Below are 24616 nucleotides of genomic sequence, written 5' to 3'. Positions count from 1 at the left end.
ATCAATTTAATCGCTATTAAGCTGCTTTCAATCTTTATTGTCGATGCGCGACTTCACTGTGCCAAATAGAGATTTACCTGATTCAGAAGACTCCTGATGATTCAGCTTGGCAGCGCTACTCACATTTAGGCTATGAATCGGAGCAATGAGCGCATTAATCTGCGCCTCGTCACGAGTGTTTTTCTGAATCGTCACCGCAGCGAATAGACTCATGGTAAATGCCATCATATAAAAGCCTTTTTCACTTAGGCTCAATCCTGCCGCATTGAATAGTCCCATAGCAATCAAGACCACCGACAGCGCTAATGCTGCCCAACTGATCATATAATATAGCTGCGTGGTCGGAATGCCTTCCGCACGGTCACGCAGGGTCTTTTGCAAACTGATTGCCGCATATAATCCAAGCGCCAGTACCGCCAGATAGTAGCCCTTTTCATTGAGCAGCATACTTTGAGCATTCCATAAGCCAAATAAATACGCCAAAATGCCAACCAACATCACCGCCCAAGACGTGCCCACATAAGCGGTGGTCGGTTTATAAGCCGCTAACTGACTTTTAGTAATCGTATCGTTATCCATCTCATCATCCTTAATCATTATTATTATTCGTAATGGCTGCTTATGGTTATAGATTAATTGCTAGTCGTGACGGGCTGACCACATTTACCGCTTACTTGTTTATCTTAACGCGGTTTTGCTTTCACACGAGCTTGCCTTAACACTGTTTTGCCTTAAAATAGCATAGCCATGCTATATTGTAAGCTAAAAACAGTATTAAAATATCTTAAACGATTAGCATAACTTAATAATAATGTCTATTATTCAATCTTCCTTCTTATATCTTTAACAGTTCTCAATGGCAGCGCCTTAATATGTCTTTTTTTGCGTTACTTGTGCTACTCAGCCTGATTATTATTGTGCCCATTTTTTTTGTGCTGACAGAAAAGAGCAAGCGCACGCAAGTACAATCAATACGCCAGCATCAAGAATATTTAGCAGCCGCCAAGACAACCATGGTCGGCAATCAACAAAAAACCGTACCGAAGCAACGTATAAATCAACAGTCGATTATTGAATTTTCCGCAAACCATCCCTTTATTCAGCTGCTGTATGATGAGCAAGTTCCGGTAGCATTTCGGGCAATCATGGATGATATCGGTCAACAATACGAGCGTACGCATCATCAGCATGTCACTGAATCACAGCTTTTTACGCTCAATAAGCTCATCGACAGCCGTATTCCAGAATTATTGCGCGACTACCTAAGCTTAGACCCCGATTATGCAACCACGGTCATCATTGATACAGACAAGGCAATCACCAGCTATACTATGGTGCTCGCGCAATTACAATCCATATTGGATTTTGCCCAAAAAATAAATAATCAAAGTCAAAGTGGTGTGGTCGATAAGTTGCTTGCCAGCCAGCGCTATCTGGCTGAGGTATCTCAAGATAGTGGCATGGTTAATGATATTCTCAACATAAAGTAGCCGCGGTGATGCAAAACTGATAACGAAACTGACAATAGAACCGATAACTAGGTTCGCCCTTATTCTGGTCTGCTTATCCTTATAATGATAATGTTTGACTGACCTATCACTGATAAATAAATGACAACCCCTATATAAAGAAAAGAGTGCTCTTATGAACAGCCCATTGATAACATCCTTCTCGATACCGACACCCTCGACACCAACATCGTTTTTCAAAATCGCTGCCTTAAGCTTGTTTATCCTGAGCGGCTGTCAAAAAGCACCCACGCCCGACAAGGCAGAAACTGGCGTTCAAAATATACCTGTGACCAGTACTATCAATCAAGATATAACAGCAAACCCTAATCAGCAAAATATAGATGGCGCTACGACAACAGATTCCTTAGCGAACCATGCAGATGCTGCCGACGATGCCAATATAACCACCAATCCTGAAACCATGCCGCTTAGCCCGCAACAACCTATAAAAGGGACGCAAGTGACCGATGTTCATTATCGTAGCGACTCCGGTGAAACCCTAACGGTAGTGTTCAAAACGTCAGCCATAGGCGTGCTCAGCGCTATTATCACCTTGCCAAACCAGTCAAAAATGACGCTAAGTGCGCCTGCAGGGCAAGGTAACAACCCAACGTATCAATCAGCCGATGGTGATATCGAGCTGGTCAGCCATGAAGGTGGCACAATCATAGACTTAATCCGCAATAATAAAGTGACCAGCTTTGAGGCAGTTAGCGCAGAAGCCGAAGTCATCACGCAAACATAAAATAATGGCAGGTTATTAAGCCTGTTATTGTAATCGCACTATTACGATGTTAATTAAGATAAATAAAAAAGGCGGAGAACAAAAAAATAACTGCCCTCCACCTTTCTGTTTTTTTTTAAATTGGTGACTATTGTACGTCTCTTTATAAACCCAATGTTTGCCGTAATCGAGACAAAAATCCACGCTTTTCTTGTTGGGCATCTATAGTCTGAGCATTGCTTTGGCTATCAGTTTGATTATTGGCGGTCCGATTGGCAAGCTGTGAAGTAGACAGCTCTGAGGTAGAACGTTCTGAGATAGCACGTTCTGAAGTAGACATACGACTTGAGCTGATTGCAGAATTTGATACGGTACTCGCAGGCGTCTTACCGTGCGCGTGTCTTACTAATAATGCTGCCATTGGAGTTTGCTCTTCTTTATTAGAATCAAGCGTAGTTCCCGCTCTATCTGCCACTTCCGCCATTGCTGCCTTAGTCGCACTGGTCGATACGGATAATAATGGCTTAACTGCTGATACCTCGACAGCGTGAGCTTGCAGCGTACTCGATAAACGCTTAATACGAATATCAAGTTGTTTATAACTATCTTCCTGCAAACTGCCTGAGAACAATAGACAGCCGATTATCTTTTTGGTGGATTTAATGGAAATATCCGCCAGAGTTGCCAACTGATTAACATCACAAGGCGCAAACTCTAAAGCCGTCATCACGCTTAGCAATGCTTGACGTTCTTTTTTTATGAGGTCTGGATGATCAGTCGTTTTATGAGGAATCATAAAATTTGGTTTAATCGAGTAGCGCAGTTGATAAGTTAAGTTATCACTGACTAAAGGCAGCAGTAACAGCGCTTGACACCACGCTTGCTGCCACAGCCATTGCCTCAAATCATCAGCCTCGCTATCGAGTGGCGCTAGCCCTTGATAGGGTTGTAGCTGCCAATCTAGGCTGAATGCTGACGACCTACTCTCATTATTTTTCTCAGGCAACCATACTTGTCCTTTCTGCGGCTGAATAATGGCAAGCGTCTGCGTATGGTTATTAGAGTGCATCACAATTTGATACAACCCCGTTGGACGCCGCTGTAACTGTTGAATAATGGTAATAATATTCTGATAATCTTGTGTGTGCACGCTAGCCGTTGGTGGCGCATTATTCAGTGAGGCGTTAGTTAATGGAGCATTATTAAGCGGAGCAGGCATTTGGGTATTAACATCAGCGGGCATTGGCTGTGCAGCGATGGTTTGATTGTGCTGTAAAATAGTGGTGACCACACCGGCATTTTGTTTAAGCACGATGACCGACTGTATCAACCAGTCATTAAACGTATCAAGTTTTTTGAGCGGCAAAATAAGTCTGTCGTCCGCTATCCAACCGTTATGACTATCCGTTCGGCTGATATAAAGCACTGGTTTTTGTCGTTGTCCTGCTAGCAGCTTCACAATACTTTCAGCATGGCGAAACTCATTGTTAATCATAAACAAATCAACTTGCGGGTGACTGGCTGATACCCACTCCAAATCGACCTCTAAGCGTAGTAGCACGCGCAAATAACCTTTCAGCAGCACTTGGTCAGCAGGCTTCATGCCAACCAACGCGGTGCGCAATATTTTTTTTAGATTGCTGTGGCTACTTTGCATGAGATCACTCATGTTACCTCGCTATACTGTTTTTTTGCACTCATTGGTTACGTCCTCATCTTTATATCTTCATATTACTTTTACAGTAACTTCATAATATTCGAACACTGTTTAACACCTATCTAAATACTTCAGCTTATGACGGTTTGTGGCAGTGAAGTTTAGATTATAGCAACTCTGAATACTATATCTATTAAGACCTTGACTACCACACTCCTCATAAAACGGCTCATGTATTAGTCAATATTGTTCAGTATTATTCTAACGTAGAACACTAAAACGCTAAGACAAACAGGTAGCCCATTCAAATTATGACTGTGGCTTTGCAGTCGGTAACTGACACGCACCCGAACCTTGAGTCGTCACCGTAACCACGGCACCGGTTAAAGAAAATAGCTGCTGCATCTGCGTTTGGGCATTCTTTAACGCTATATCCAAAACGTCGCCGCGACAAGCGCGCTCGAGTACTTCTTTTTTAGCCATACTTTGGGCTTGTGCTAAGATTTTGGGGTCAACTTTCATCAATCCAAAGGCACCGGTTTGCCAATCATAAATTTCGATATTATCCAGATAAACGGAAAATATCTCTGATTGTGGCAAGGTGATATTAATATGCGGCATCGTAGCGACTGGGTTTTCCCCTTCAGCAGTCGGCATATCACTATTTGTATTTTTAGTATTTTCATTCGCTGTTGGCTGTACCACTTGTACCATCTCAGGCGTGAGCGCGCTTAAGTCAACGCCTGCTTCTACGCGACCGCGAGCAATAAACAGCCCTTTTTGCTCATCTTGCCACAGCTTCATCCAACTGCCTTGCTTCTGACTGCTAATCACTGTATCGACACTAAATGCCACCGTTTGCAAACGATTCAGCTGCTGTATTTTTGTCACCACGCCTTCACGCGTGATGGTTTTGATAGGCTCTTCTACAGCGCGATCTTGAATACTATAAAGAGAAAAAGCCAATGCGGCAAAACTGAGCAGTAATAATAGCCACGTAGACATAGCAATAGGTTGCTTAGAGTTTTGCGGCGCTTTCGGCTGCTTACTAAGAGGACTATTAGGGTCTGTATGCTTAACAGGAGTTTTCATAAACGCTACCTTAAATTCATCATTATTTATTATTCATAAGCTATTGATACTGACGACACTGGCGATGATAGAAATGCTAAGTTTTCGCATGTGCATCAAATTATTGCTATTCATTTTTTACACAGTGACTTGGAAAAATCTGCATAAAATTTTATAAATTAGTTAACCCATATTGCCCTAAGACGCTTTCAATAACCATTTAATAACGCTGCTATTTTCCGCTCTGCTGCTTTGTTTCTGAGCGGCACAAGCTGAAAACGTAAAAAGTCATTGCGTCTGAGACGAAGTTTACCTAACATAGTCTGATTGTATCGATAAAATATCGGCATAAATTTATTTTCAGGCTTACAAACTGTTAAATGGATGACGTATTCATACGTCCATTACGGTTGATTCCATTGTTGTTGCAGCTATAAACAGTAGCTATAAAGGTGAGATTATGGCGAGCAAGTATCCTCAGCCAAACGCTCAGCTTTCTACTCTTTATTTTTTATTTTATCAAAGATAAGGTCATGCTTTATTTATGAAAGCCAGTCAGTTTTTGTTTGCCACGCTAAAAGAAACCCCTAGTGATGCCGATATCGCCTCAAGTCAATTGATGGTACGTGCCGGTCTGATTCGTAAAATCGCGTCTGGATTGTATATCTGGCTGCCGATGGGGCTGCGCGTGTTGCAAAAAGTCGAGCGTATCGTTCGCGAAGAAATGCAAAATATTGGCGCACAAGAAGTGCTGATGCCGATGACTCAGCCTGCTGAGCTGTGGCAGATGACCGGACGTTTTAACGATTACGGTCCTGAACTTTTGCGCTTTAAAGACCGTCATGACCGCGACTTTGTGCTCGGTCCAACACATGAAGAAGTGATTACCAATCTGGCACAAGGTGAATTGCGCAGCTATAAGCAGCTACCAATTACCTTTTTTCAAATTCAAAACAAATTCCGTGATGAGATTCGCCCACGTTTTGGGGTGATGCGCGCGCGTGAATTTACCATGAAAGATGCGTACTCCTTTCACGTTGACCAAGCCTCATTAGCCAAGACCTATGATGAAATGTATGACGCTTATACGCGCATCTTTACGCGTTTGGGTTTAGATTTCCGTGCGGTACAAGCGGATACTGGCTCTATTGGCGGTTTTGCATCACATGAGTTTCATGTCCTAGCGGATAGCGGTGAAGACGATATCGCCTTCTCAGATTCGTCCGATTATGCTGCGAACGTTGAGCTTGCCGAGTCTATCAGCACCGCTGAGCGTCAGCCAGCGACCAAGCCACGTGAAGATGTATTCACTGAAAATATGCCAACCTGTGAAGCGGTTGCAGAATATCTCAATATTCCACTGGCGAATACGGCTAAGACATTGATTGTGCAAGGGCATACCGCTGAAGGTGAGCCGCAGCTTATCGCCGTTGTTTTGCGCGGTGACCATACGCTGAATACCATTAAAGCTGAAAAAATCGAAGAAGCCAATGTACCGTTAACGATGGCAACTGAGGAAGAGTTAAAAGCAGCTGGTCTACATAAAGGCTATATTGGCGTTGAGCTAGATATGCCCGTATTTGTCGATCGCGCTGCTGCGGCATTGTCTGATTTCGTCTCTGGTGCCAATGTGGTTAATAAACATACCACTGGCATGAACTGGGAGCGTGATGCGCGTATTACCCGCGTGGTTGATATTCGCAACGTCAATGAAGGCGACCCTTCTCCTGATGGTAAAGGCTTGCTACAAATTAAGCGCGGTATCGAAGTTGGTCATATTTTCCAGTTGGGTGATAAATACTCGCAAGCCATGAACTGTAACGTGTCTGGTGAAAATGGCAAACCGGTAACGCTCATGATGGGCTGTTACGGTATCGGTGTGAGCCGTATTATTGCCGCGGCTATTGAGCAGAACAATGACGAAAATGGCATCATGTGGCCACCAACGCCAAACGTTAATGACTCACTGGCACCCTTTGAAGTCGCTATCGTACCGATGAAATCGAAAGAAGAGACCGTTATGGTGACGGCAACGGCACTTTATAACGAGTTAAAAGCACAAGGTGTTAATGTGTTGCTTGATGACCGTAACGAGCGTCCGGGTGTGAAGTTTGCTGATCTTGAATTGATTGGTATTCCGCATCGTATCGTGGTGTCTGACCGTAACTTAGCAGAAGATAAGTACGAATATGTCAATCGCCGAGATAGCGAAAAGCAATTGCTAAGCCGTGATGAAGTATTGGCTAAAGTAACTGCTAAATAGTAGTATTAAAAAGTAAGTAATAAAAAAGCGTCCTATTTAAGGGCGCTTTTTTATTGCTGAATAAATGAAAATCATTATTTAATATTGTACTTTTTAGCCAGTGCTTTACTGCGTTTTTGGCTCTCATTCGCGGTACAAACATCAGCACCAATCATTTGCCAAACAACCATATTATTCATCTCACCTTCATGCTCAAAGTTACACTTCTTATTGCGACTCTTCAGCCAAGCTGCCTGTTCTTTATCCAACTGGGTCTTTTGCGTTGCAGATAGTGTACGATACGCACTCATATAAATTTTATTAAGACGCTTCTTTTCAACTAAAACGGCATTTGTGCCACAATCGGAAGCCACTTCCATATAGGAATCTTCACAAACATATTCTTTTTCTACAAATGCAGCTTGTGCTCCAGTCATTGATAATACCGTCATCATTGTCGCAGCAAAAAAACCTGTTATTACTTTCATAATTACATCCTAATTTTAGTAAAATAATGTTTACTAATTATATAGGATAAAATTGGATGATTACAGTTACTAATGCTAATGCTAATGTTTACTGACGAATCAAACGACTAGGTGTTGGCAACAGTGACGACTCACTTAAGCGACAAGGATTGATATCAATACCGCCACGGCGCGTGTACCATGCTCGCACCATCAGCGCACTTGGCTCGTAATATTGACTTAAATCGGCAAAAATCTGCTCAACGCACTGCTCATGAAAGCCATTATGCTGACGAAAGCTCAAGATATAACGCAGCATATTGGCTTGATTGACGGCTTTTTCAGACGTCATCGTTACCGCTAATGTGCCCCAATCCGGCTGATTAGTCACCGGACAATTACTGCGCAGCAAGTTAGAATAAAAGGTAAAGGTCTGACTGCCGTTTTGTTGTGCGTCAGCGTCAACACTATCTACCTTTAACAGCGACGCATCAGGATGAAGACTTAACGCAACTTTATCGGTGCTGTCAGCAAGCGCGTTATCAATGCAAACCCCAGCAGGCTGCGTGATTAACAATCCTGAGTCATTATTATTTAATGCAAACAATTCAACCTGTACAGCCGCTTGTACGCATTTGGATAAGTCTTTAGCAATCAGCGTTTCTACCGCTTGCCAGTTATTAAATTCAGTAAAATTCAGACTATTGAGATATAACTTTAATGACTTCGATTCAACAATAAAAGGCGAGCTTGCTGGAATACTAAAACGCGCCATTGCCACCTGCGAGATACCTTGCGTATTTAACCATGACATCTCAAACGCGTGCCACCAATCAACGCCAACATTCAGCTTATCGTCCTGCCAGCCAATCGCATCACGTCCAATGCTACGAGCAATAGGATACAGCGTCTCTGGACTATATTGGGTCGGATAATCCGTGGTCTGCTCGCCTAAAATGCCATGAATATTCATTTCTTTTCCTTATTATCTTTATTTTTATAACTGTAATGAGGGTTAATAATAACCCTATAAACGAATGCGCGAACCATTATTCAAAAGTCGGTAAGAGATAATATAAAACACCACACAAAAGGCAAAAATAGCACCCATCGAATACCAAACATTGACATCAGAGTGTCCGAGAATACCATAACGGAACGAGTTCACCATATACACAATTGGGTTTAGCAAGGAGACATTGTGCCAAAATGGCGATAAATTCTCCATTGAATAAAACACCCCACCCAAAAAGGTTAATGGCGTCAGCACAAAGCTTGGAATAATGGAGATATCGTCGAATGAGCGCGCATAGACCGCATTAATAAAGCCGCCTAAGGAAAATAAAACAGACGTACCAAGCACCGTAAACATGGTCACAAATAAATGCTCAATACCAAGCTTGGTAAAGAATAGCGCCACGATAGAGACAATGACGGCAATAATCAAACCACGAAAAATACCGCCACTGATATAGCCCATCAAGATAGCATGCTTAGAGACGGGAGAAACCAACAACTCCTCAATACTAGCGGTAAATTTGGCACTAAAAAAGCTGGAAACCACATTAGAATAACTGTTGGTAATCACCGCCATCATGATTAAACCGGGCACAATAAACTGCATATAGGGCACACCGCCCATCTCGCCAACGCGACCGCCAATCATCTTCCCAAAGATAATAAAGTATAAAACCATGGTAATAACAGGTGGCAATAATGTTTGTGGCCAAATCCGTAGAATACGGCGAATCTCTTTGACTAAAATAGTGCGAAAGGCAATCCATTTTTTAGCAAACGACATGGTTTCATTTGGATTGACTTTGATGACTTGTCTCATAATCCCGCCTCCTTCATGCTGTCCTCGCTTTGAATATTTTTATCCACCAGTCGCATAAACAGCTCTTCTAGGCGATTGGATTTATTACGCATACTACCGACTTCGATACCAAGCTTAGTCAGCTGCTCAAACACACAATTTAGCGACTCGCCTTCAGTTAATGTCACTTCCAGCGTCATCTCATCAGGCTGTACAATTGCGGTTACTTTATCGATGACTAACGGATGAGTCAGTGGTTGCGTCAAATCTAATACGAAGGTTTCAACTGACAGCTGAGCCAATAAATCTTTCATCTCAGTATTAATACGAATCTCGCCATGATCTAAAATGGCAATACGCTTACATAATTGCTCAGCTTCTTCTAGATAATGAGTGGTGAGAATAATCGTGGTGTTTTCTTCGATATTAATTTGCTGCATAAACTCCCACATTGAACGGCGCAACTCAATATCTACCCCTGCGGTTGGCTCATCAAGAATTAATAATTTAGGCTTATGAATCAATGCCCGCGCAATCATCAAGCGGCGCTTCATACCACCTGACAACTCGCGCGACATATTATTGCGCTTATCCCACAATCCTAACGCCTTGAGCAAACGCTCGGCACGCGGTTTTGCCTCTTTAGCAGAAATACCAAAATAACCGGCTTGGGTAATGAGAATATCTTGCACTTTTTCAAACTGGTTAAAGTTAAATTCTTGCGGCACAACCCCTAGATATTGCTTAGCAACAGACGGATTTTCCAATAAATCTGTACCAAAAATATGCACGCTGCCATTCGTAGGCTTAAACAAGGAGCTAACAATACCAATCATCGTCGACTTACCCGCTCCATTCGGACCTAACAACGCAAAAAATCCGCCTTGCGGTACGGTTAAGCTGACATTTTTCAATGCCGAAAAGCCATTGTTATACGTTTTGGATAGATTCTGAATAGAAAGCGCGGGTACTTCAGACATGCAAACCTCTGTATTTTTTTATAAAACAATATATAAAATGGATAATGTAGTGCTCTAATGTGAGGCTAATGGTCATGAATTTCAACGGTAGCGCTGCATCAGTATAAGATAAAAATCATCTGCCATAAAAAAGCGCCCATCTCATATTATGAAATGGGCGCTCTATCCGCTTAATATATAAGCGTCATACTTAATAATATAACAAAATACATTTTAGAATAATATCGCGAAAGATTACTGATACTGATTCAGTATGACTAACGACTATTGATAACGTTAGCTAGCTTTAGCCATCATAAAATCAACTGCATTTTGTACTTCTTCATCAACGATATCAGCGCCACCTTTAGCAGGCATGGCATTAAAGCCGTTAATTGCATGGGTATATAAAGTGGCTTTACCCTTAGCAATACGCGGACCCCAAGCACCAGCATCACCTAACATAGGCGAGCCAAGCAAGCCTGTTGCGTGACAGGTGTGACATACCGCATTATATACTGCTTCACCATCACGAGGTCCGTCACCGGCTGCAGGACCAGAAGAGCGCGCGGTTACATCACAAGCTTCTCCACCTTCAAAGCACACCTTACCAACCGGTTGAATACGGGCGATTAAGTTAGGATATAAAGCAATGAGCTTTTTCACTTGTGGGGTATCTTCAGGGATAGGTTCTTCAGCAGCAGGTGCAGCTTGCGCGGTTGCTTCGGCAGGCGCAGCAGCATCTGTGGTGACAGCGGCAGCCTGTGTGTCATTACCTAGCTTTTCAGGCGCGGCAGCAACGACATCTTTACCTTCTGCAACATCAGACACGGTTACAGGAGTTTTTACGACATCTTCAGCTTGGCTCACCGCGATACTAGCGATTCCTAGAATGGCAGCTGCCGATAACATCACTACTTTTCTCATTCGTCACGTTCTCTTATTGCGTATACAAGGTACTGGCTTAATTGAACGCCTATTTGTCCTCCTTTGATAACGTCGTTATCAATAGCAAATAGGCGTTCAGTTAGCAGAGACACTTGTAATCGGTGATTATCAATGGTCATTTATCCTGACATTATAAGGGAAAAGACGGGCAAATTGCCATGCCTGTTTGCTGACTATCTTGCTTTTTCTTAAAAAACTCCAATAGCGCTCGTCTCTCATTGGCTTTTGCACTTTTTTTTGTTAGACTAGGCGGTCTTTATTTTTCGACAGACTTTATGATAAACGACATTGAGTTATAGTTGTTTTCATTAGTTCTATTATGCGCTCGTAGCTCAGTTGGATAGAGTATCGGTCTCCGAAGCCGAGGGTCGTGGGTTCGATTCCCGCCGAGCGCACCAATCATCGTATTTTGCCATTACCTCATACCGCTAAAACCCTTTAATACCATTATTCTACGTCTTTAAACATCACTTGTCATTACCTAGTAGCACCTATAGAATGTTGTACACTCTGTTGTACATATACAACATTTATAATATACGGCTTTCAAGGTGCTGTCATGAGTGAGCGCAAAAACTATCTTTTAACTGATACTGGCGTGAAAGCAATCGCTAAACAATCAGCACCTGCTAAGCGTACAAGATATAGCGATGGTGACAGCCTTTATTTAATTCATGATCCCAAAGGTTCGCTGTATTGGGTAATGGCTTATCGCTACCAATCAAACAAAGACATTAAATCAAAACAAAAAACGTTTCATGTAGGTACATATAGATCCTCTAAACAGTTGATTGACGCATCATTCAAACCTGAAGTGACGCTCAAGCAAGCCCGTAGTGAACGTGATAACGCCAAAACCCTACTTGCTGATGGCATTGATCCCACTGAACATAAAAACCAGCACAAGCATAACTTTGAAGAAAAGGACTTATTTAAAGTCATTGCCAAAAGTTATATAGATGAAAAATCTAAGACCACGACCAAGAACGTGCAAAAGCTACAAGGCTTTTTAGACAATCATATCTTAAAGCATTTAGGCGCATACCCTATTGGCGCTATCACCACGCAAGATATTATTAAGACAGGGCTTGCTATTCAAGCGAGCTTTGAAACGCAAGGCAAACATACCTCGGAAACCGCGCCCAAGTGCATGGGGCTGATTAGTTCCATCTTTGAATATGCTATCAATACGCTAGGTTACGATATTATCAATATTGCTATTGGTCGTAACAAAGCTCTTAGACAACATAAAGCCGAACGCATGAAAGCGGTTGAGCAGCATGAATTTCCTGAACTACTACGTCATATTGATACCTATATAGAAAACCATCCTAATGGTCATGAACAGACGGTTGCTGGCTTGCAACTGATGACACTATGTTTCGTTCGCACTAAGGAGCTTCGCTTCTTTGAATGGTCAGAGATTGATTATCATCAAAGCGTGTGGCGGATTCCAGCACATAAGATGAAGATGCGCCAAGACCACATCATTCCCCTGTCACCGCAAGCTATGGCAATTATTGAGCGTATGCGCCCACTGACTGAACACACGGGCTATGTGTTTTACAACTTTGAGTCAAATAAAACCTATAGTGAAGCTTGGTTCAATCAAGCATTACAGCGTATGGGCTATACAGGTGATCCCTACCCTAAGATGACCGGACATGGCTTTAGACAGCTTGCCAGTACTGGACTGTATGAGCTCAAATTTTCTAAAGACGTCATTGAAATTCAGCTATCCCATCTTGATCAATCCAGTGTTAAAAATCGCTATGATCTATCCGCTCACCTTGCTGAACGCCAAGTAATGATGAGTCAATGGGCAAGGCATCTTGATAACTTGCGGGCAGGTTGCGCCGTTAATTTTGGCTTATTAAGTCCTGAAGCATTAAATATTGTCATGACAGAAAGAGGCAGACAGGAAATGCAGATTGTGGCATACGAAAAAGACACGCTAATTCATTATTTAAAATCAAAAGGCGTATCACAAGAATTATTGATGAAGCTTGCTGATCAGCTTTAACAACAATATTTAACAACACCGCGTTACTGATTGTCGTCAGCATTGGGCTGGCAAGCCGAACTTGATAGCGTTAATCGCTGTCATAACCGATTGCAAGGCTAGGACTAATTACCCGAACGACAGCAACCGCACCCTTATGCTGTCAGCGCCTTGTGCCTTATTTTTATAAAAAAGTGTGCAAAGGTATGATTATGGATTTATATAGCCGTTTGATGGGTATTGATGAAGTGATTGAGTATTTGAATGAAAAGACAAATAGAGACTTCAATAAAGATAAAATCATTAAATTCATAAAGGAAAAAAAGATACCTATAGTTTTCGAATATGAAGGATGGGGAACATGGGAGTTTAGAGCTGAAAGCGGATGGCAATCGCTTAATATGAAAGTGAAGGGTTACTTTAAATTCCGAAATAGAAATGACGCCGTAAATATTTTTAAAGGCTTTTTAGAAGAGATAAATTTACACGAAGCCATCATTTATCAATTGGATTCATCCAACATTCGTGGAAATGTACCTAACGGTATCAAACCTAAAAAAGGCGATGACATTTTATTTGAAACTGGTGGGGTTTCACCCATATTCAGCCATCAAAATACCCGAAATTTTATAATAATTGATAATGGTAAAGTTGGTGTACTTAAATCGGATTTAAGAGAGTATTTAAATAAGATGCAGATTAATCATATAGATAACAAAACCAATATAGAAACATTAGAGTCTAAAATCGAGAAGTTAGAGACTGAAAACGCCTGTCTAATACAGAAACATACTAAAGCACTGACAGCCGCTGACGTTAAGGTCAAACGGCTAGAGCAAGATATAGGTATTCTCAATGCCCAGTTAAAAGAGCAAATAGACCATCAACCTAAGGATAAGGAGTTGACCTATAAGTCACAAATGGGTGTAGCTAGAATGCTTTACACTATTTTCACAGAGAATAAATATAACTTATCAGCGCCAAGGGGTAAAACTAATACCTTGATAGAGAAAGCATCGGAATTACATGGCACACCAGTCACTAAAAACTTCATAGCAAAATGGATTGATTTAGCTAATCAAGCTAAAAGTGATAGCACAAAATAGGGTCATATCAATTATTTTAGGGTCATGTGACCGTCATATGACCTTTATTACCCCGCCCTATCACTTAACATTCACTTCATAGCAGGGCATTACCTCACATTCCTTTAGCTGCTATGGAGTGAACTATTATGACATTGAACGACCAATACTTAAGAATGGCAGACCTTGCCAATCAGCCCGCCCGCACCTCTAAGACCTACACCACAAAGTCAGGTCAACAGCGTACCATCACAGCCAAAGCCGCCACACGTGGTATCACTGGTTTCTCTGCTAAACATATCTACCATCTAATCAATCAAAACCAATTTCCAGCTCCCGTAAAAATCGGACGGGCTAGTCTATGGCGCTTATCTCAAATTAATGGCTGGCTAGACAGTCACACCCTGCCGACAGATACCAGCACCTCAACCGCTAGCGAGGTGTAACCATGAATAACATCAACGTATCAGCCGACCACTTAGAGTGCATCAATGAACAATTAGTATTGTTAGCGATTGATACCTCACACTTAGCTATGGCACTGCAAGCGGTGCAAGTAGATTGCGCGATATCAGGTGGCGTAATCAGTGCGGTCATCATGGCGCTATCAGACAATGCCGCGACCAGTGAGGACTTAGCCGACCAACTAGACGGCATGTTATCAGCACCACAAACGGAGGTGACACGCCATGGGTAATAATCCTATCAAAGATAATCTAAAGCCCCACCATATGGCAGACAATGGCAAACAGGCAGGCAAGCGCGGTTTACTACCTAGCTTTATCATTTTTATGGCATGGGTGGTGGCTATCGGCTTGCTTATTGGCTTATTCACATCATTGGTGGCTTGCCAGCCCGTCACTGCAAAACAGATTGCAAGTGACAACACCAGCGGTTATCATAGCGTCACAGCAACACGTTCAGGGGCAAAGCCAAGTCCTCAATCTTTGGCTATTTTTGTGTCTAAAACTGACCTGATTAACACCCAGCAAGTTACCACGGACATGAATAACAGTGTGACAAGTAGTAATCGTTATACCTATGACACTGGACACAGTGCCGTACGTTATGACGGGTTAAGTGAACCTAATAAAATACCCTTTTTGGGGAATAAGTTCCGTCGTCTGAACGCGATTGTTAATGACCCGTTTTACCCTTTTTTCATGCTTGACCTCAAACACACTAATCGTTCAGGAGGGCATCATCATGCCTAATTCAATCAGCGTGACTTCAAAAATTAACAATCCTAAACCAGACCATCAAGTCATTAATGGCTTATCTGATGATTGCTTGTCTATGATTAAGTTAAATCAGGCAAACTTTAACTGTTTCTTGATAAGGGGGACTAGATGACCCCTAAAACACAAACAAACACCCATGAAAAAGCCCGTGGTGATGACACGGGCGGTTTAACTTTCGCTGAGTACATAGCAGACTTTGATAACGCAACAGTTGAGCAACGCGCACCAGATGCTAGTTTAGGTCAGCTAGATAGCTTACATGATGATTTAGAACTGCCAACCAACCATATTAACAACACACGCTATCTACATGCAGATATTAGCAGCCATAGCGGTAACAGTAAAGGTGATAACGCGCTGGGCACTAAGGGCGGTTATGGGCTAATAATGCTCAACAATAAAGCCGAACCCGTCAACATAGCAGCGCACATGCCAAACGCTGAAAATACGCATTTTATAGCAGACACCACACAAGCTAGTGCCTATACTATCGGTTCAATGAGCCATGATAGCGACTGGTGGCTAGTGACCACTCTAAGTGATGCAGTAACGCTATATACAGTGTTAGCTATAGATGATCCCAATGTGACTGTGCTGGCTTGTCTCAATCATAGTCTTTTTGATAAAACATTAAGACACTTTGCAGAAATCAAAACGATTAAAATTACAGATACGGCTGAATATAGGAACGCAATAGAAAAGCGGTTATCAGGCGTTAATGCAGTTTGTTACTTTACCGTTGATACCATGATTAACCGTTTGAATGATGGCGAACTGATGAGCAATGTTATTGCAAACGCTCAAACAATCGACTTGGCAGCGTTGGCATGGAGTACGCTTGGTGATATTAGCGACCCTGACAGCAAGGATACCCCTTATCCAGTAGAGGCATGGGGCAATGAGGGAACGATACTTAGAGACGCATTAACGGCTCTTACTTACTTTTCACAAGTAACCCCTGCAATGGCAGGGCAATGTATTTTAGGCGCATTATCGACCATCATTCAGCAATACGTGAACGCCCCTTATGCACTAGGTAATAAGTTTATGCCCGTCTCATTGTTTTTATTAACTGAGGGGGAAAGTGGCAGCGGCAAGAGTAGAACGGTGGATTTTAGTCATAAGGCGCTTATCGAGTATCAAAGTGAAAAGCGAAAAACAGATAGGCAAGCAAGCGATGAATGGAAAGCAGCAAAGGCAAGTACGCCAAAAGCAGATTTAGAATTATGGTTACTTGAAAATCCACCACCTAAGAAAACTATCATTTTTGCTAAGTCAGGTACTATTCAAGGCTTTTTAGACAATATGCTGATGGGGAATACCAACAATGTGGCATGGTCAACAGCGGAGGCGGCTTTATTTCTAAGTGGTCACAGCATGACCAATGAAAACGCCAGTAGTAATATGGCGCAACTATGCGATATATGGAGTGGTGGCAGTTTTGACAGGCTGTTATCCCCTCGCTATAACACCATTGATGAGACAGGCTGTGAGGAGGTTAGGTTTACACTCGACTTGCAAGGGCAACCCCCAATTATTGAACCGGCATTAAATAATGAGATCATGAACGGACAAGGGATATTGCCAAGATTTCTTTTTGCCTTTCCTGACAATATGAATGGCAAGTTGGTTTATAACACCCCTGAACGCATGGACGCACAGCCCGACCGCGACCAGCGCCTTATTGCCTATCATCAACGCTGTAATGACTTACTCAAACCTAGCCCAGCAAATGAACCTTTTGATGAGCAGGGCAAGCCTAAACGCTTTAATATGCCTTTTGAAAACAGACAGGCAAGACAAGCGCTTGCTGACTATCAAACGTATAAAGAAAGCCAGTTATGCAAAGGGGGTAAGCTTGAAAAGTATGCAGGTTATACCAAACGCTTACATGAAAACACCAGCCGCATAGCAACAATCATGGCTTTTTTTGATGGTAGGCGCTTTATATCAGCGAGTGATATTAATAGAGCCTCAAAACTTGCTGATTACTCTATAAGTGAGCGCATTAGGTACACAGATAAGCCACAGGTTGGCGATAATGACGCTCAAAAATTACTTAACTGGCTGATTAAGTATTGTCATAAAACGTCTGCTAAACAGCTTGCTTACTCTACTGTGCAAAGCAAGGTCATACCCAAAGCCTTACGTTTTAAAAGTACGTTTGATTTATTGATTGAGGTATTAGAAAGTGAGAATTACATCAAGGTCAAGGTGAGTGGTAGAGCGAGAACCATACAGTTAAGACCTGAATTGTTAGTCGCTAAGTAGGGAAAACGGGGGAAGTAGGAAAGCTAAGAGGTAATGCCTTGTGTTATATAGCTTTCAAGCTTTCCTTTTTTACTAGTGATACGAGAAAGCAAGGGAAAGTTGAGAGGAAAACAGTCCATTAATTAAGCCACTTTCCCCTACTTTCCTAGCCGGAAATTAAAAGGGAAAACCATCAAGACCTAAAACGTAAGGGCTACAGCTTATACTTTCCTACTTTCCCCACATTCCCTAATATGTGACCCGTATTAATTAATAATGCTAAAAGGTAGGCGTTAATCGTCTGCCTTTTTATTGCATAAGCATATAAAAGTCGATAATTATTCAGTATAACGATGATACAATCAGCAAAATTTACTAGATAGAGAGTTATTAAATGGGATTCCAAACAGCATTAAGCAAAATAGGCGTTGGCATTAGTTTATCTATGGCTGTGACATTCTCACACGCAGCGCTTACCTGCAAAGATGTTAAACATGGCAATGATAACTATCATGAAAATATGGCAGCCCTAGCTATAGAAGCAAGACTGATAGACGGGGCAGAAGGTTACTTTAACCGTATTCATGAATCTGTAGTATGGAGATTATGCGGTTATGGCGATGTTAGTGACTTTGATATTGAAGAAATGATAGATATAGGTTATGTCAGACGCTCGGAAGTAGAAGGTATTAAAGAAGTATTGATGCTTGATAAGCGTTCACCTGCTGGTAGAAAATCTGAATATGCGCGTAATAAGCTTGGTGATATGGGCTTGTCGAATGTTGGCGCTAGTAATATTGCTACTTTTTATGCGGAAAAACCTAATTCTGAATGCGGAAAACTGGTTAAATCTGCGTTAGCAGGCGATCGACTAGCAATAAAAAAGATAAAAACCGAACCCTCCTATTGCACTTGGGATTATGACAAATAATCACTTTAGTTTAATAAAGCTCTTTCTCTTAGAACGGGATTTTTTCATTTTTGCAGCAATATACGCCTACTAATTACAATGAAAGATGGCTTCAGATGGGAATCAGTAAAGGCTAAACTAGCAAAAACGGGAATCATAAAAATCAAAGTTCGGTAAGTGATTCCAAATTAAATCTTCTGTAACTCAGTTACTGTATATATTAGAGAAAATATCTAATAACTATAGGGAATCACTTTTGAGCAAAATGGAATCAGTAAAAAATAAACATAAGATTTTTTATCATACCAAATTAAGGCTGAGAAACTGCCTTATATAGATAGCTTTATAACTATGATTCCTTCTATATTTTTGTGAAAGGTGAATAATTTAAGTTCTATCTGGTTAGGTATATTTTGTTATGTAAGAGCCATATAGCACTTGAGATATGCTTATAGATAAAAGTCGATAATTATTCAGTATAACGGTGATACAATCAGCAGAATTTTATCCAGTGTATAAATTGAGTGGGGCTAACAACTGGCGCTACTTTTGGCTAAATACTGCAATAATCTAGGATTATATATGTCGATCACCAAAGTGTTTTTAGCTTCCTCTCTATTTGTATGTTTGCTTACTGCTTGTGTTCCGAAACAAACAGAGGATGATTCAGATGAGAGTGCGGCAGTTGCAGCATATACGTTAGATGCAGTAACCCCTGACACTGTTGATCCAGCCGAAGATACTGCTAACCCATGCCTTTCTAAGTGGGTAATACAAGGTATGAAAGATAAAATTATTGAGCAAGCAGTGGATAACATCCAAACCAACTACAGCTCCAATACGCTAGATACTTCCGTAGTTTATGATACTGATATTGAATTTAGCTATATTACCAAAGCAACCGAGCTTGAGAGTGGCGGCTGGTCTTGTTCGGCTCAGGCGAATGTGACTTATATAGGAAATAGAGATTCAAGCGGCAACTTGGCGACTCAAATCGCTAAGATGATGAACGCAAACGCATTTACATTTTCAAATATGGGTATTACGCCATACAACATAAATGAATTTAGAGAAATAAGAGGTAATAACTTTTCTGTACCTATTGATTATAAGATAAAAACGACATATGCAGAATCGGGTGAGGAACAGCAAAGCTATCATGCAACCATAGGTAGGGCGTCGGCGATGTTAGCAGTAATAACTGCCCTTGATAACAGAGTGCAACAAAACGAAGCGAGAAACGCTAGGTATGCAGAACAAGCAGCATTAGGACGTGAATTATCTACTAATCAGCAGATTCATAAGGAAGATGTACCTAAAAAGTCTAATGATATTGAGACACTATCACAAAGACGTGAGTTATCTGCTAACAAGCAGTTTTATAGGGATGATGCACCTAAAAAGCCTAGTGCTCTTGAGACACTCACGTTAGCACAAAGACGTCAATTATCTACTAATCAGCAGATTTACAAGGAAGGTCAATCTAAAAAGCATATTGATATTGAGGCAGTTTCGAGCGTAGAAGATGCTTATCAAGAAAGCTCTTATAGTGCAGCGCATAGCGCAGCGGATGAAGTAATCATCGTTGAAGAGCCAACGAAATAAATCGTTAATATACTTTCAACTTATCACCACTAAAAGCCCTCTCTAAAAGAAAGGGCTTTCTACATTTTTGCATCAATATCTGGCTGTTAATTACGATGAAAAAATGAATAAAAACTGCAGTATTTTTTTGTGGCTGGCTAGCCGGTAAACTTACTTTTTACTGGCATTATTTTCTATGAAAAATCGAGTCAGATAGGAACCAGTAAAGGCTAAACCAGCTAAAACAGGAACCAAAGAAACCTACTAGTGCGAAAAACTCTAGTACTGGTTCCTCTATGATTCAATCAGGAACTGCATTATAAGTAAAATTAGATATTTGCGTGGAACCACTTTATAACAAATTGGAACCAAGAAAAGCTAAACAATAATTTTTATTTATCATGCCAGATTACGGCTTAAAAAATCCCATCATATAGAGAGTTTTTTAACTACAAACCCTTATATTTTTTGTGGCTAGCTAGCCGCCAAACCAGTTTAACACTGGCATTATCTGCTATGGAAAAATGGAACCAAAAAAGCACTAAAACATAGAAAAGTGGAAAAAACACACTCTCTATTTGTAAGTTTTTCCCAATATTTTTTCCTCTACAGGTCAATAACACATTACGCTAGGAAGGAAAACGGAATATTCGTTTGGAAAAATAGATTAGCAAAATAAGCAATTTATCTATTACCCCAAACGAGCCCTAAAAAACCCTCAAATATAGCTGCCCTCACCTTCCATACTCGCGCAAAAACCTCTCAATTCTGTCTATGTAAAACACTTAGATTATTAGCCCAAATTCTTCTAAAAACCCGCACTAATTTCTAAGCATCCATCTTATTATCCAGCAAGAACCGCGTGAATTGTGCCAAGCGATTAGAGTCTGATAACAGCTGGCGTGTGATCTCTTGATACGCATCTTGGCTGTCAAAGATAGCGTCCAGTGTGGTATCAGGGAAATCACCGAGCATGACCTTATCAGCGGGATTATTGGCGAGCTGCTGCATGACGACTGGGTTCTCATTGACCTTATCCCAGATGGTTTGCGAGTAATTAATCAAGTCGCTATCGGTCAGCTTTTCGGTATCGAACATCTCATTCAGACGTGCCAAGATTTTAGATAGTAAGTCCTCTTCTTTATCCTTTGCCTTCCCTGCACCGCCGCCGCCAGATTGTAGCGGCTCAACACTCTCTTCTTGCAGTTTTAGGTCTTGTTGACGCAGTTTAGATAAACGGTAATGACTCATAACGATATTACTTAAATCAACCTCGTCTTCATCGTCTAGCTTCTCACGTAACATAGGTTGCAGGTGACGGGCAAAAAGGCTCAGCTTTTCTAAATCCTTATCGTCATAATCGACAATCTGTGACATAAACTCATAAGAGCGCGTATAGGTGCTTAAATCCTTTTTAAACAGCTCAAGCGCGTCCTGCTCAATCTTATAGCCCTTATAATCGGTTTCAGCATTGGCAATCAATACCGCATCGTCAGTAGCTTTGGCGCGCTCAAGTAACATCTTGGCGTTTAGTGCTTGCGCGCGTGCTTCTTTATAACGCTTTTGCCAACGCTCAACGGCGGGCTTGCAGATATTGCTAATGGCGGCATTGGACTTATTTTTCGCATAAAAAGCAATCGCAAACTGCTCAACCTCCGACCATTGGAAGATACCACTGGCACGTAGCTTATCATGTAGATCAAACACGCTATCAGGGTCAGACACGTCATCTAAGGTGGCATTCTTATAGTACGGCTGAAACGCTTCTAAGATGTCTTCAGGCTCATTAAAGAAGTCGAGCACGAAAGTGCCGCTGACTGACTTACCCGCATAGGTACGATTAAGGCGGGAGAGCGTCTGCACACAGTCCACCCCGCCAAGCTTCTTATCCACATACATAGCGCATAGTTTGGGTTGGTCAAAACCGGTCTGGAACTTATTAGCCACTAGCATCACTTGATAATCGTCACTATCAAATGCCTTACGCATATCACGCCCTTTTAAATTAGGGTTCATATTATGCTCAGTGAACTTCTCACCGATGAATGCGCTGCTATCAGGATCATTAGCGTTAAAGGTCACCTCACCTGAGAACGCCACCATAGCATTGATGCTTTTATAGTCATGATCAGCAATATACCTATCAAACGCCATCTTGTAGCGTACTGCCTCTTTACGGGAGCCGGTCACGACCATGGCTTTGGCTTGCCCGCCAAGTAAGCCTTTAACGTGTTTATTAAAGTGCTCAATGATGACTTTGACTTTTTGGGCGATATTATGATCGTGTAGGCGCACCCAGTTATTCAGCTTAATTTTTGCGCGGCGGGTATCGACTTCTTTATCTTTAGCCGCAAGCTTTTGGCTCAGCTGATAGACCACTTTATAATTGGTGTAGTTTTTAAGCACGTCTAAGATAAAGCCCTCTTCAATAGCTTGGCGCATCGAATAGACATGGTAAGCGGCTGGCACGTTATCTTTTGATGGGGGCAGTTCAGGGTTGGGCACGCGTCCAAACAGCTCAATGGTTTTGGCTTTAGGCGTGGCAGTAAAGGCGTAATAGCTTAAATTAGGGCTGCTGCGGCGCGCGGCAATCGTGGCATCTAGCATATCTTCGCTAGACAACTCCTTATCTTCATTGCCCTCTTCGCTGCCTGCTTTATTATCACTAGATACCGATTCACCAGACACCAATACTTCTTTAAGCTGGCGTGCCGTTGAACCAGTCTGTGAGGAATGCGCTTCATCAGCTATAATCGCATAGCGGCGCGACTTTAGAACACTAGAGTCTTCAATGGCTTTGAGGACAAAAGGAAAGGTTTGAATAGTGACAATAATAATCGGTTGCGCGTTCACCAGTGCTGCGGCAAGCTTCTCAGATTTAGAGCCGCCGCCATCTTTATTATTAATCCGCCCGACCACGCCATCAGCATGTTCAAACTGATAAATGGTGTCTTGCAGCTGATCATCGAGCACGGTACGATCGGTAATAACAATCACTGAATGAAATTGCTTATCGCCGTCACTATTGTATAACGTCGAGAGCTGATGCGCCGTCCACGCGATAGAGTTGGACTTACCCGAACCGGCACTATGCTGAATCAGATATTTTTGCCCTGCGCCTTCAGTCACGGCATCATTAACCAACTTACTCACCACGTCCCACTGATGATAACGCGGGAAGATTAAGGTTTCTTTCTTAGACTTGCGCCCTTCCCAGTCCTCAACGTCCTCAATTTGCAGATGCACAAAATGCCCAAGAATAGCCAATAGGTTCTCAGTGGTCAGCACCTCATTCCACAGATAATCGGTAGCATAACGGCTGCTATCGCTCGGCACATCATTACCCGCCCCGCCGTCCGCTGTGCCTTTATTGAATGGTAAGAAGTAAGTGCTGTCCCCTGCCAGCCGTGTGGTCATATAGACTTCGTATTGGCTAACAGCAAAGTGTACCAATGCGCCGCGCTTAAAGGTCAGTAATGGCTCAATCTTACCGGTACTGGGGTCTTTTGGCTGGCGGGTTTGCTTATACTGAGTAATGGCATTGTCCACCGACTGCTTAAACTCAGACTTAAGCTCCATGGTCACCACGGGCAAACCATTAATAAACAGTACGATATCAATGCGGTTACGCTTGGCGGTTTTGCCGTCGCTGTCAGCACTCGATTTAATATGTGGGCTATACACCACTTCCGGTACGATACGACAGATATTGCTCTCATAACGGGCGATGATATCAGGGTTCAAGCCATGCTCCGGCTTAAACTGACACAAGCTAAAGCGCGCATTACGAATCTTTAATCCATGCCGCAATACGCCCAAAGTGCCATAAGTACGCGAGGCTCTGTCAGTGGCGTTAATATCCGCTTTATTGAGCTGCTTAACCAATGCCTCAATAAAATGGCGCTCACTATCAATAGGAAACACGCGGCAAAATTTATCCCACTCATCTGGCTGAGTGCGCTGCACAAAGTTGAGCGCGTCTTGCTCATATAGCGCGGTCTCAGCACGATAGCCGCTAGGACTACCCAACTGCCAGCCGTGCGCTTGCATCTGGTCGATGATATCGGATTGGAAGACGGTTTCGTAACTGACATTATTGGCATTAGCAGTGCTGATCTGGATCATGGCGAGGTTCTTATTATTAGTTTG

At 42.1% G+C, this 24616-nt stretch carries 20 protein-coding genes and 1 tRNA gene; 12 read left to right on the top strand and 9 right to left on the bottom strand.

Features of this window, described 5'->3' with window-relative positions:
* Positions 1-27 precede the first annotated feature (27 nt).
* A complete protein-coding gene (gene yiaA, locus AOC03_RS08890) occupies positions 28-579 on the bottom strand; it encodes an inner membrane protein YiaA (protein WP_204247906.1) in 552 nt (183 codons plus the stop codon).
* A gap of 293 nt (positions 580-872) precedes the next feature.
* On the opposite strand from yiaA, the gene AOC03_RS08885 reads away from it, so the two are divergent.
* Together AOC03_RS08885 and AOC03_RS08880 are read left to right on the top strand one after the other, a co-directional pair.
* The gene (locus tag AOC03_RS08885; protein ID WP_062535211.1) at positions 873-1490 is read left to right on the top strand and encodes a hypothetical protein; all 618 of its coding nucleotides are present in this window, start codon (positions 873-875) and stop codon (positions 1488-1490) included.
* Positions 1491-1644: 154 nt separating this feature from the next.
* On the top strand, positions 1645-2256 hold the full coding sequence (locus tag AOC03_RS08880) for a hypothetical protein (protein ID WP_062535209.1): 612 nt from the start codon (positions 1645-1647) through the stop codon (positions 2254-2256).
* A gap of 142 nt (positions 2257-2398) precedes the next feature.
* On the opposite strand, the gene AOC03_RS08875 is transcribed toward AOC03_RS08880, so the two are convergent.
* Together AOC03_RS08875 and AOC03_RS08870 are read right to left on the bottom strand one after the other, a co-directional pair.
* Positions 2399-3904 carry a hypothetical protein gene (locus AOC03_RS08875; protein WP_062535207.1) on the bottom strand — a complete coding sequence of 502 codons (1506 nt, stop codon included), beginning with the start codon at positions 3902-3904 and terminating at the stop codon, positions 2399-2401.
* A 297-nt stretch (positions 3905-4201) separates the two neighbouring features.
* Positions 4202-4984, bottom strand: a complete 783-nt coding sequence (locus AOC03_RS08870; RefSeq protein WP_062535205.1) for a DUF4230 domain-containing protein — start codon at positions 4982-4984, stop codon at positions 4202-4204.
* 523 nt (positions 4985-5507) lie between these two features.
* Between AOC03_RS08870 and AOC03_RS08865 the strand changes: the two genes are divergently transcribed.
* Entirely contained in the window at positions 5508-7226 is a 1719-nt protein-coding gene (locus AOC03_RS08865) for a proline--tRNA ligase (RefSeq protein WP_062535203.1), read from the top strand.
* Between the two features lie 74 nt (positions 7227-7300).
* On the opposite strand, the gene AOC03_RS08860 is transcribed toward AOC03_RS08865, so the two are convergent.
* From AOC03_RS08860 to AOC03_RS08840, 5 genes are all read right to left on the bottom strand, one after another.
* Positions 7301-7693: a lysozyme inhibitor LprI family protein gene (locus AOC03_RS08860; RefSeq protein WP_062535201.1), complete on the bottom strand. Its 393-nt coding sequence runs from the start codon at positions 7691-7693 to the stop codon at positions 7301-7303.
* A gap of 88 nt (positions 7694-7781) precedes the next feature.
* Positions 7782-8645 (bottom strand): NADPH-dependent 7-cyano-7-deazaguanine reductase QueF, encoded by an 864-nt coding sequence (gene queF / locus AOC03_RS08855; protein WP_062535198.1) that lies wholly within the window; start codon positions 8643-8645, stop codon positions 7782-7784.
* Between the two features lie 54 nt (positions 8646-8699).
* Positions 8700-9473 (bottom strand): ABC transporter permease, encoded by a 774-nt coding sequence (locus AOC03_RS08850; protein WP_062536654.1) that lies wholly within the window; start codon positions 9471-9473, stop codon positions 8700-8702.
* A gap of 32 nt (positions 9474-9505) precedes the next feature.
* Positions 9506-10468: an ABC transporter ATP-binding protein gene (locus tag AOC03_RS08845; RefSeq protein ID WP_062535197.1), complete on the bottom strand. Its 963-nt coding sequence runs from the start codon at positions 10466-10468 to the stop codon at positions 9506-9508.
* A gap of 276 nt (positions 10469-10744) precedes the next feature.
* The gene (locus tag AOC03_RS08840; protein WP_062535194.1) at positions 10745-11374 is read right to left on the bottom strand and encodes a c-type cytochrome; all 630 of its coding nucleotides are present in this window, start codon (positions 11372-11374) and stop codon (positions 10745-10747) included.
* Between the two features lie 342 nt (positions 11375-11716).
* Here AOC03_RS08840 and AOC03_RS08835 point away from each other — a divergent pair.
* The 9 genes from AOC03_RS08835 (at position 11717) to AOC03_RS08795 (ending at position 20488) form a co-directional block, all read left to right on the top strand.
* Positions 11717-11793: transfer RNA gene (locus AOC03_RS08835), tRNA-Arg, on the top strand.
* Between the two features lie 161 nt (positions 11794-11954).
* Entirely contained in the window at positions 11955-13418 is a 1464-nt protein-coding gene (locus AOC03_RS08830; RefSeq protein ID WP_062535192.1) for a tyrosine-type recombinase/integrase, read from the top strand.
* A gap of 191 nt (positions 13419-13609) precedes the next feature.
* Positions 13610-14503, top strand: a complete 894-nt coding sequence (locus AOC03_RS08825; protein ID WP_062535190.1) for a hypothetical protein — start codon at positions 13610-13612, stop codon at positions 14501-14503.
* A gap of 128 nt (positions 14504-14631) precedes the next feature.
* Positions 14632-14928 (top strand): helix-turn-helix transcriptional regulator, encoded by a 297-nt coding sequence (locus AOC03_RS08820; protein WP_084785820.1) that lies wholly within the window; start codon positions 14632-14634, stop codon positions 14926-14928.
* 2 nt (positions 14929-14930) lie between these two features.
* Complete coding sequence (locus AOC03_RS08815) at positions 14931-15179, top strand: hypothetical protein (protein WP_062535186.1); 249 nt, start codon at positions 14931-14933, stop codon at positions 15177-15179.
* Positions 15172-15696: a hypothetical protein gene (locus AOC03_RS08810; protein ID WP_062535184.1), complete on the top strand. Its 525-nt coding sequence runs from the start codon at positions 15172-15174 to the stop codon at positions 15694-15696. The genes AOC03_RS08815 and AOC03_RS08810 overlap by 8 nt, the downstream gene beginning before the upstream one ends.
* A gap of 135 nt (positions 15697-15831) precedes the next feature.
* Positions 15832-17994, top strand: coding sequence for a DUF3987 domain-containing protein (locus tag AOC03_RS08805; protein ID WP_062535182.1), 2163 nt, complete (start codon positions 15832-15834; stop codon positions 17992-17994).
* 373 nt (positions 17995-18367) lie between these two features.
* Positions 18368-18904 (top strand): hypothetical protein, encoded by a 537-nt coding sequence (locus tag AOC03_RS08800; RefSeq protein WP_062535180.1) that lies wholly within the window; start codon positions 18368-18370, stop codon positions 18902-18904.
* 561 nt (positions 18905-19465) lie between these two features.
* The gene (locus AOC03_RS08795; RefSeq protein WP_062535179.1) at positions 19466-20488 is read left to right on the top strand and encodes a hypothetical protein; all 1023 of its coding nucleotides are present in this window, start codon (positions 19466-19468) and stop codon (positions 20486-20488) included.
* A gap of 807 nt (positions 20489-21295) precedes the next feature.
* Here AOC03_RS08795 and AOC03_RS08790 read toward each other — a convergent pair.
* Complete coding sequence (locus AOC03_RS08790; protein ID WP_062535176.1) at positions 21296-24592, bottom strand: type I restriction endonuclease subunit R; 3297 nt, start codon at positions 24590-24592, stop codon at positions 21296-21298.
* Positions 24593-24616: the final 24 nt, after the last annotated feature.

Origin of the sequence: Psychrobacter urativorans, from assembly GCF_001298525.1 — a bacterium.
In the GTDB taxonomy this organism is placed as follows: Bacteria; Pseudomonadota; Gammaproteobacteria; order Pseudomonadales; family Moraxellaceae; genus Psychrobacter; species Psychrobacter urativorans_A.
Note: the sequence above shows the minus strand (reverse complement) of the source record. Positions and strands in the feature narration are given on the sequence as shown.

Coding starts and splice junctions, on each gene's coding strand:
- yiaA (WP_204247906.1), bottom strand. CDS start 579: ATGGATAACGATACGATTACTAAAAGTCAGTTAGCGGCTTATAAACCG.
- AOC03_RS08885 (WP_062535211.1), top strand. CDS start 873: ATGTCTTTTTTTGCGTTACTTGTGCTACTCAGCCTGATTATTATTGTG.
- AOC03_RS08880 (WP_062535209.1), top strand. CDS start 1,645: ATGAACAGCCCATTGATAACATCCTTCTCGATACCGACACCCTCGACA.
- AOC03_RS08875 (WP_062535207.1), bottom strand. CDS start 3,904: ATGAGTGATCTCATGCAAAGTAGCCACAGCAATCTAAAAAAAATATTG.
- AOC03_RS08870 (WP_062535205.1), bottom strand. CDS start 4,984: ATGAAAACTCCTGTTAAGCATACAGACCCTAATAGTCCTCTTAGTAAG.
- AOC03_RS08865 (WP_062535203.1), top strand. CDS start 5,508: ATGAAAGCCAGTCAGTTTTTGTTTGCCACGCTAAAAGAAACCCCTAGT.
- AOC03_RS08860 (WP_062535201.1), bottom strand. CDS start 7,693: ATGAAAGTAATAACAGGTTTTTTTGCTGCGACAATGATGACGGTATTA.
- queF (WP_062535198.1), bottom strand. CDS start 8,645: ATGAATATTCATGGCATTTTAGGCGAGCAGACCACGGATTATCCGACC.
- AOC03_RS08850 (WP_062536654.1), bottom strand. CDS start 9,473: ATGTCGTTTGCTAAAAAATGGATTGCCTTTCGCACTATTTTAGTCAAA.
- AOC03_RS08845 (WP_062535197.1), bottom strand. CDS start 10,468: ATGTCTGAAGTACCCGCGCTTTCTATTCAGAATCTATCCAAAACGTAT.
- AOC03_RS08840 (WP_062535194.1), bottom strand. CDS start 11,374: ATGAGAAAAGTAGTGATGTTATCGGCAGCTGCCATTCTAGGAATCGCT.
- AOC03_RS08830 (WP_062535192.1), top strand. CDS start 11,955: ATGAGTGAGCGCAAAAACTATCTTTTAACTGATACTGGCGTGAAAGCA.
- AOC03_RS08825 (WP_062535190.1), top strand. CDS start 13,610: ATGGATTTATATAGCCGTTTGATGGGTATTGATGAAGTGATTGAGTAT.
- AOC03_RS08820 (WP_084785820.1), top strand. CDS start 14,632: ATGACATTGAACGACCAATACTTAAGAATGGCAGACCTTGCCAATCAG.
- AOC03_RS08815 (WP_062535186.1), top strand. CDS start 14,931: ATGAATAACATCAACGTATCAGCCGACCACTTAGAGTGCATCAATGAA.
- AOC03_RS08810 (WP_062535184.1), top strand. CDS start 15,172: ATGGGTAATAATCCTATCAAAGATAATCTAAAGCCCCACCATATGGCA.
- AOC03_RS08805 (WP_062535182.1), top strand. CDS start 15,832: ATGACCCCTAAAACACAAACAAACACCCATGAAAAAGCCCGTGGTGAT.
- AOC03_RS08800 (WP_062535180.1), top strand. CDS start 18,368: ATGGGATTCCAAACAGCATTAAGCAAAATAGGCGTTGGCATTAGTTTA.
- AOC03_RS08795 (WP_062535179.1), top strand. CDS start 19,466: ATGTCGATCACCAAAGTGTTTTTAGCTTCCTCTCTATTTGTATGTTTG.
- AOC03_RS08790 (WP_062535176.1), bottom strand. CDS start 24,592: ATGATCCAGATCAGCACTGCTAATGCCAATAATGTCAGTTACGAAACC.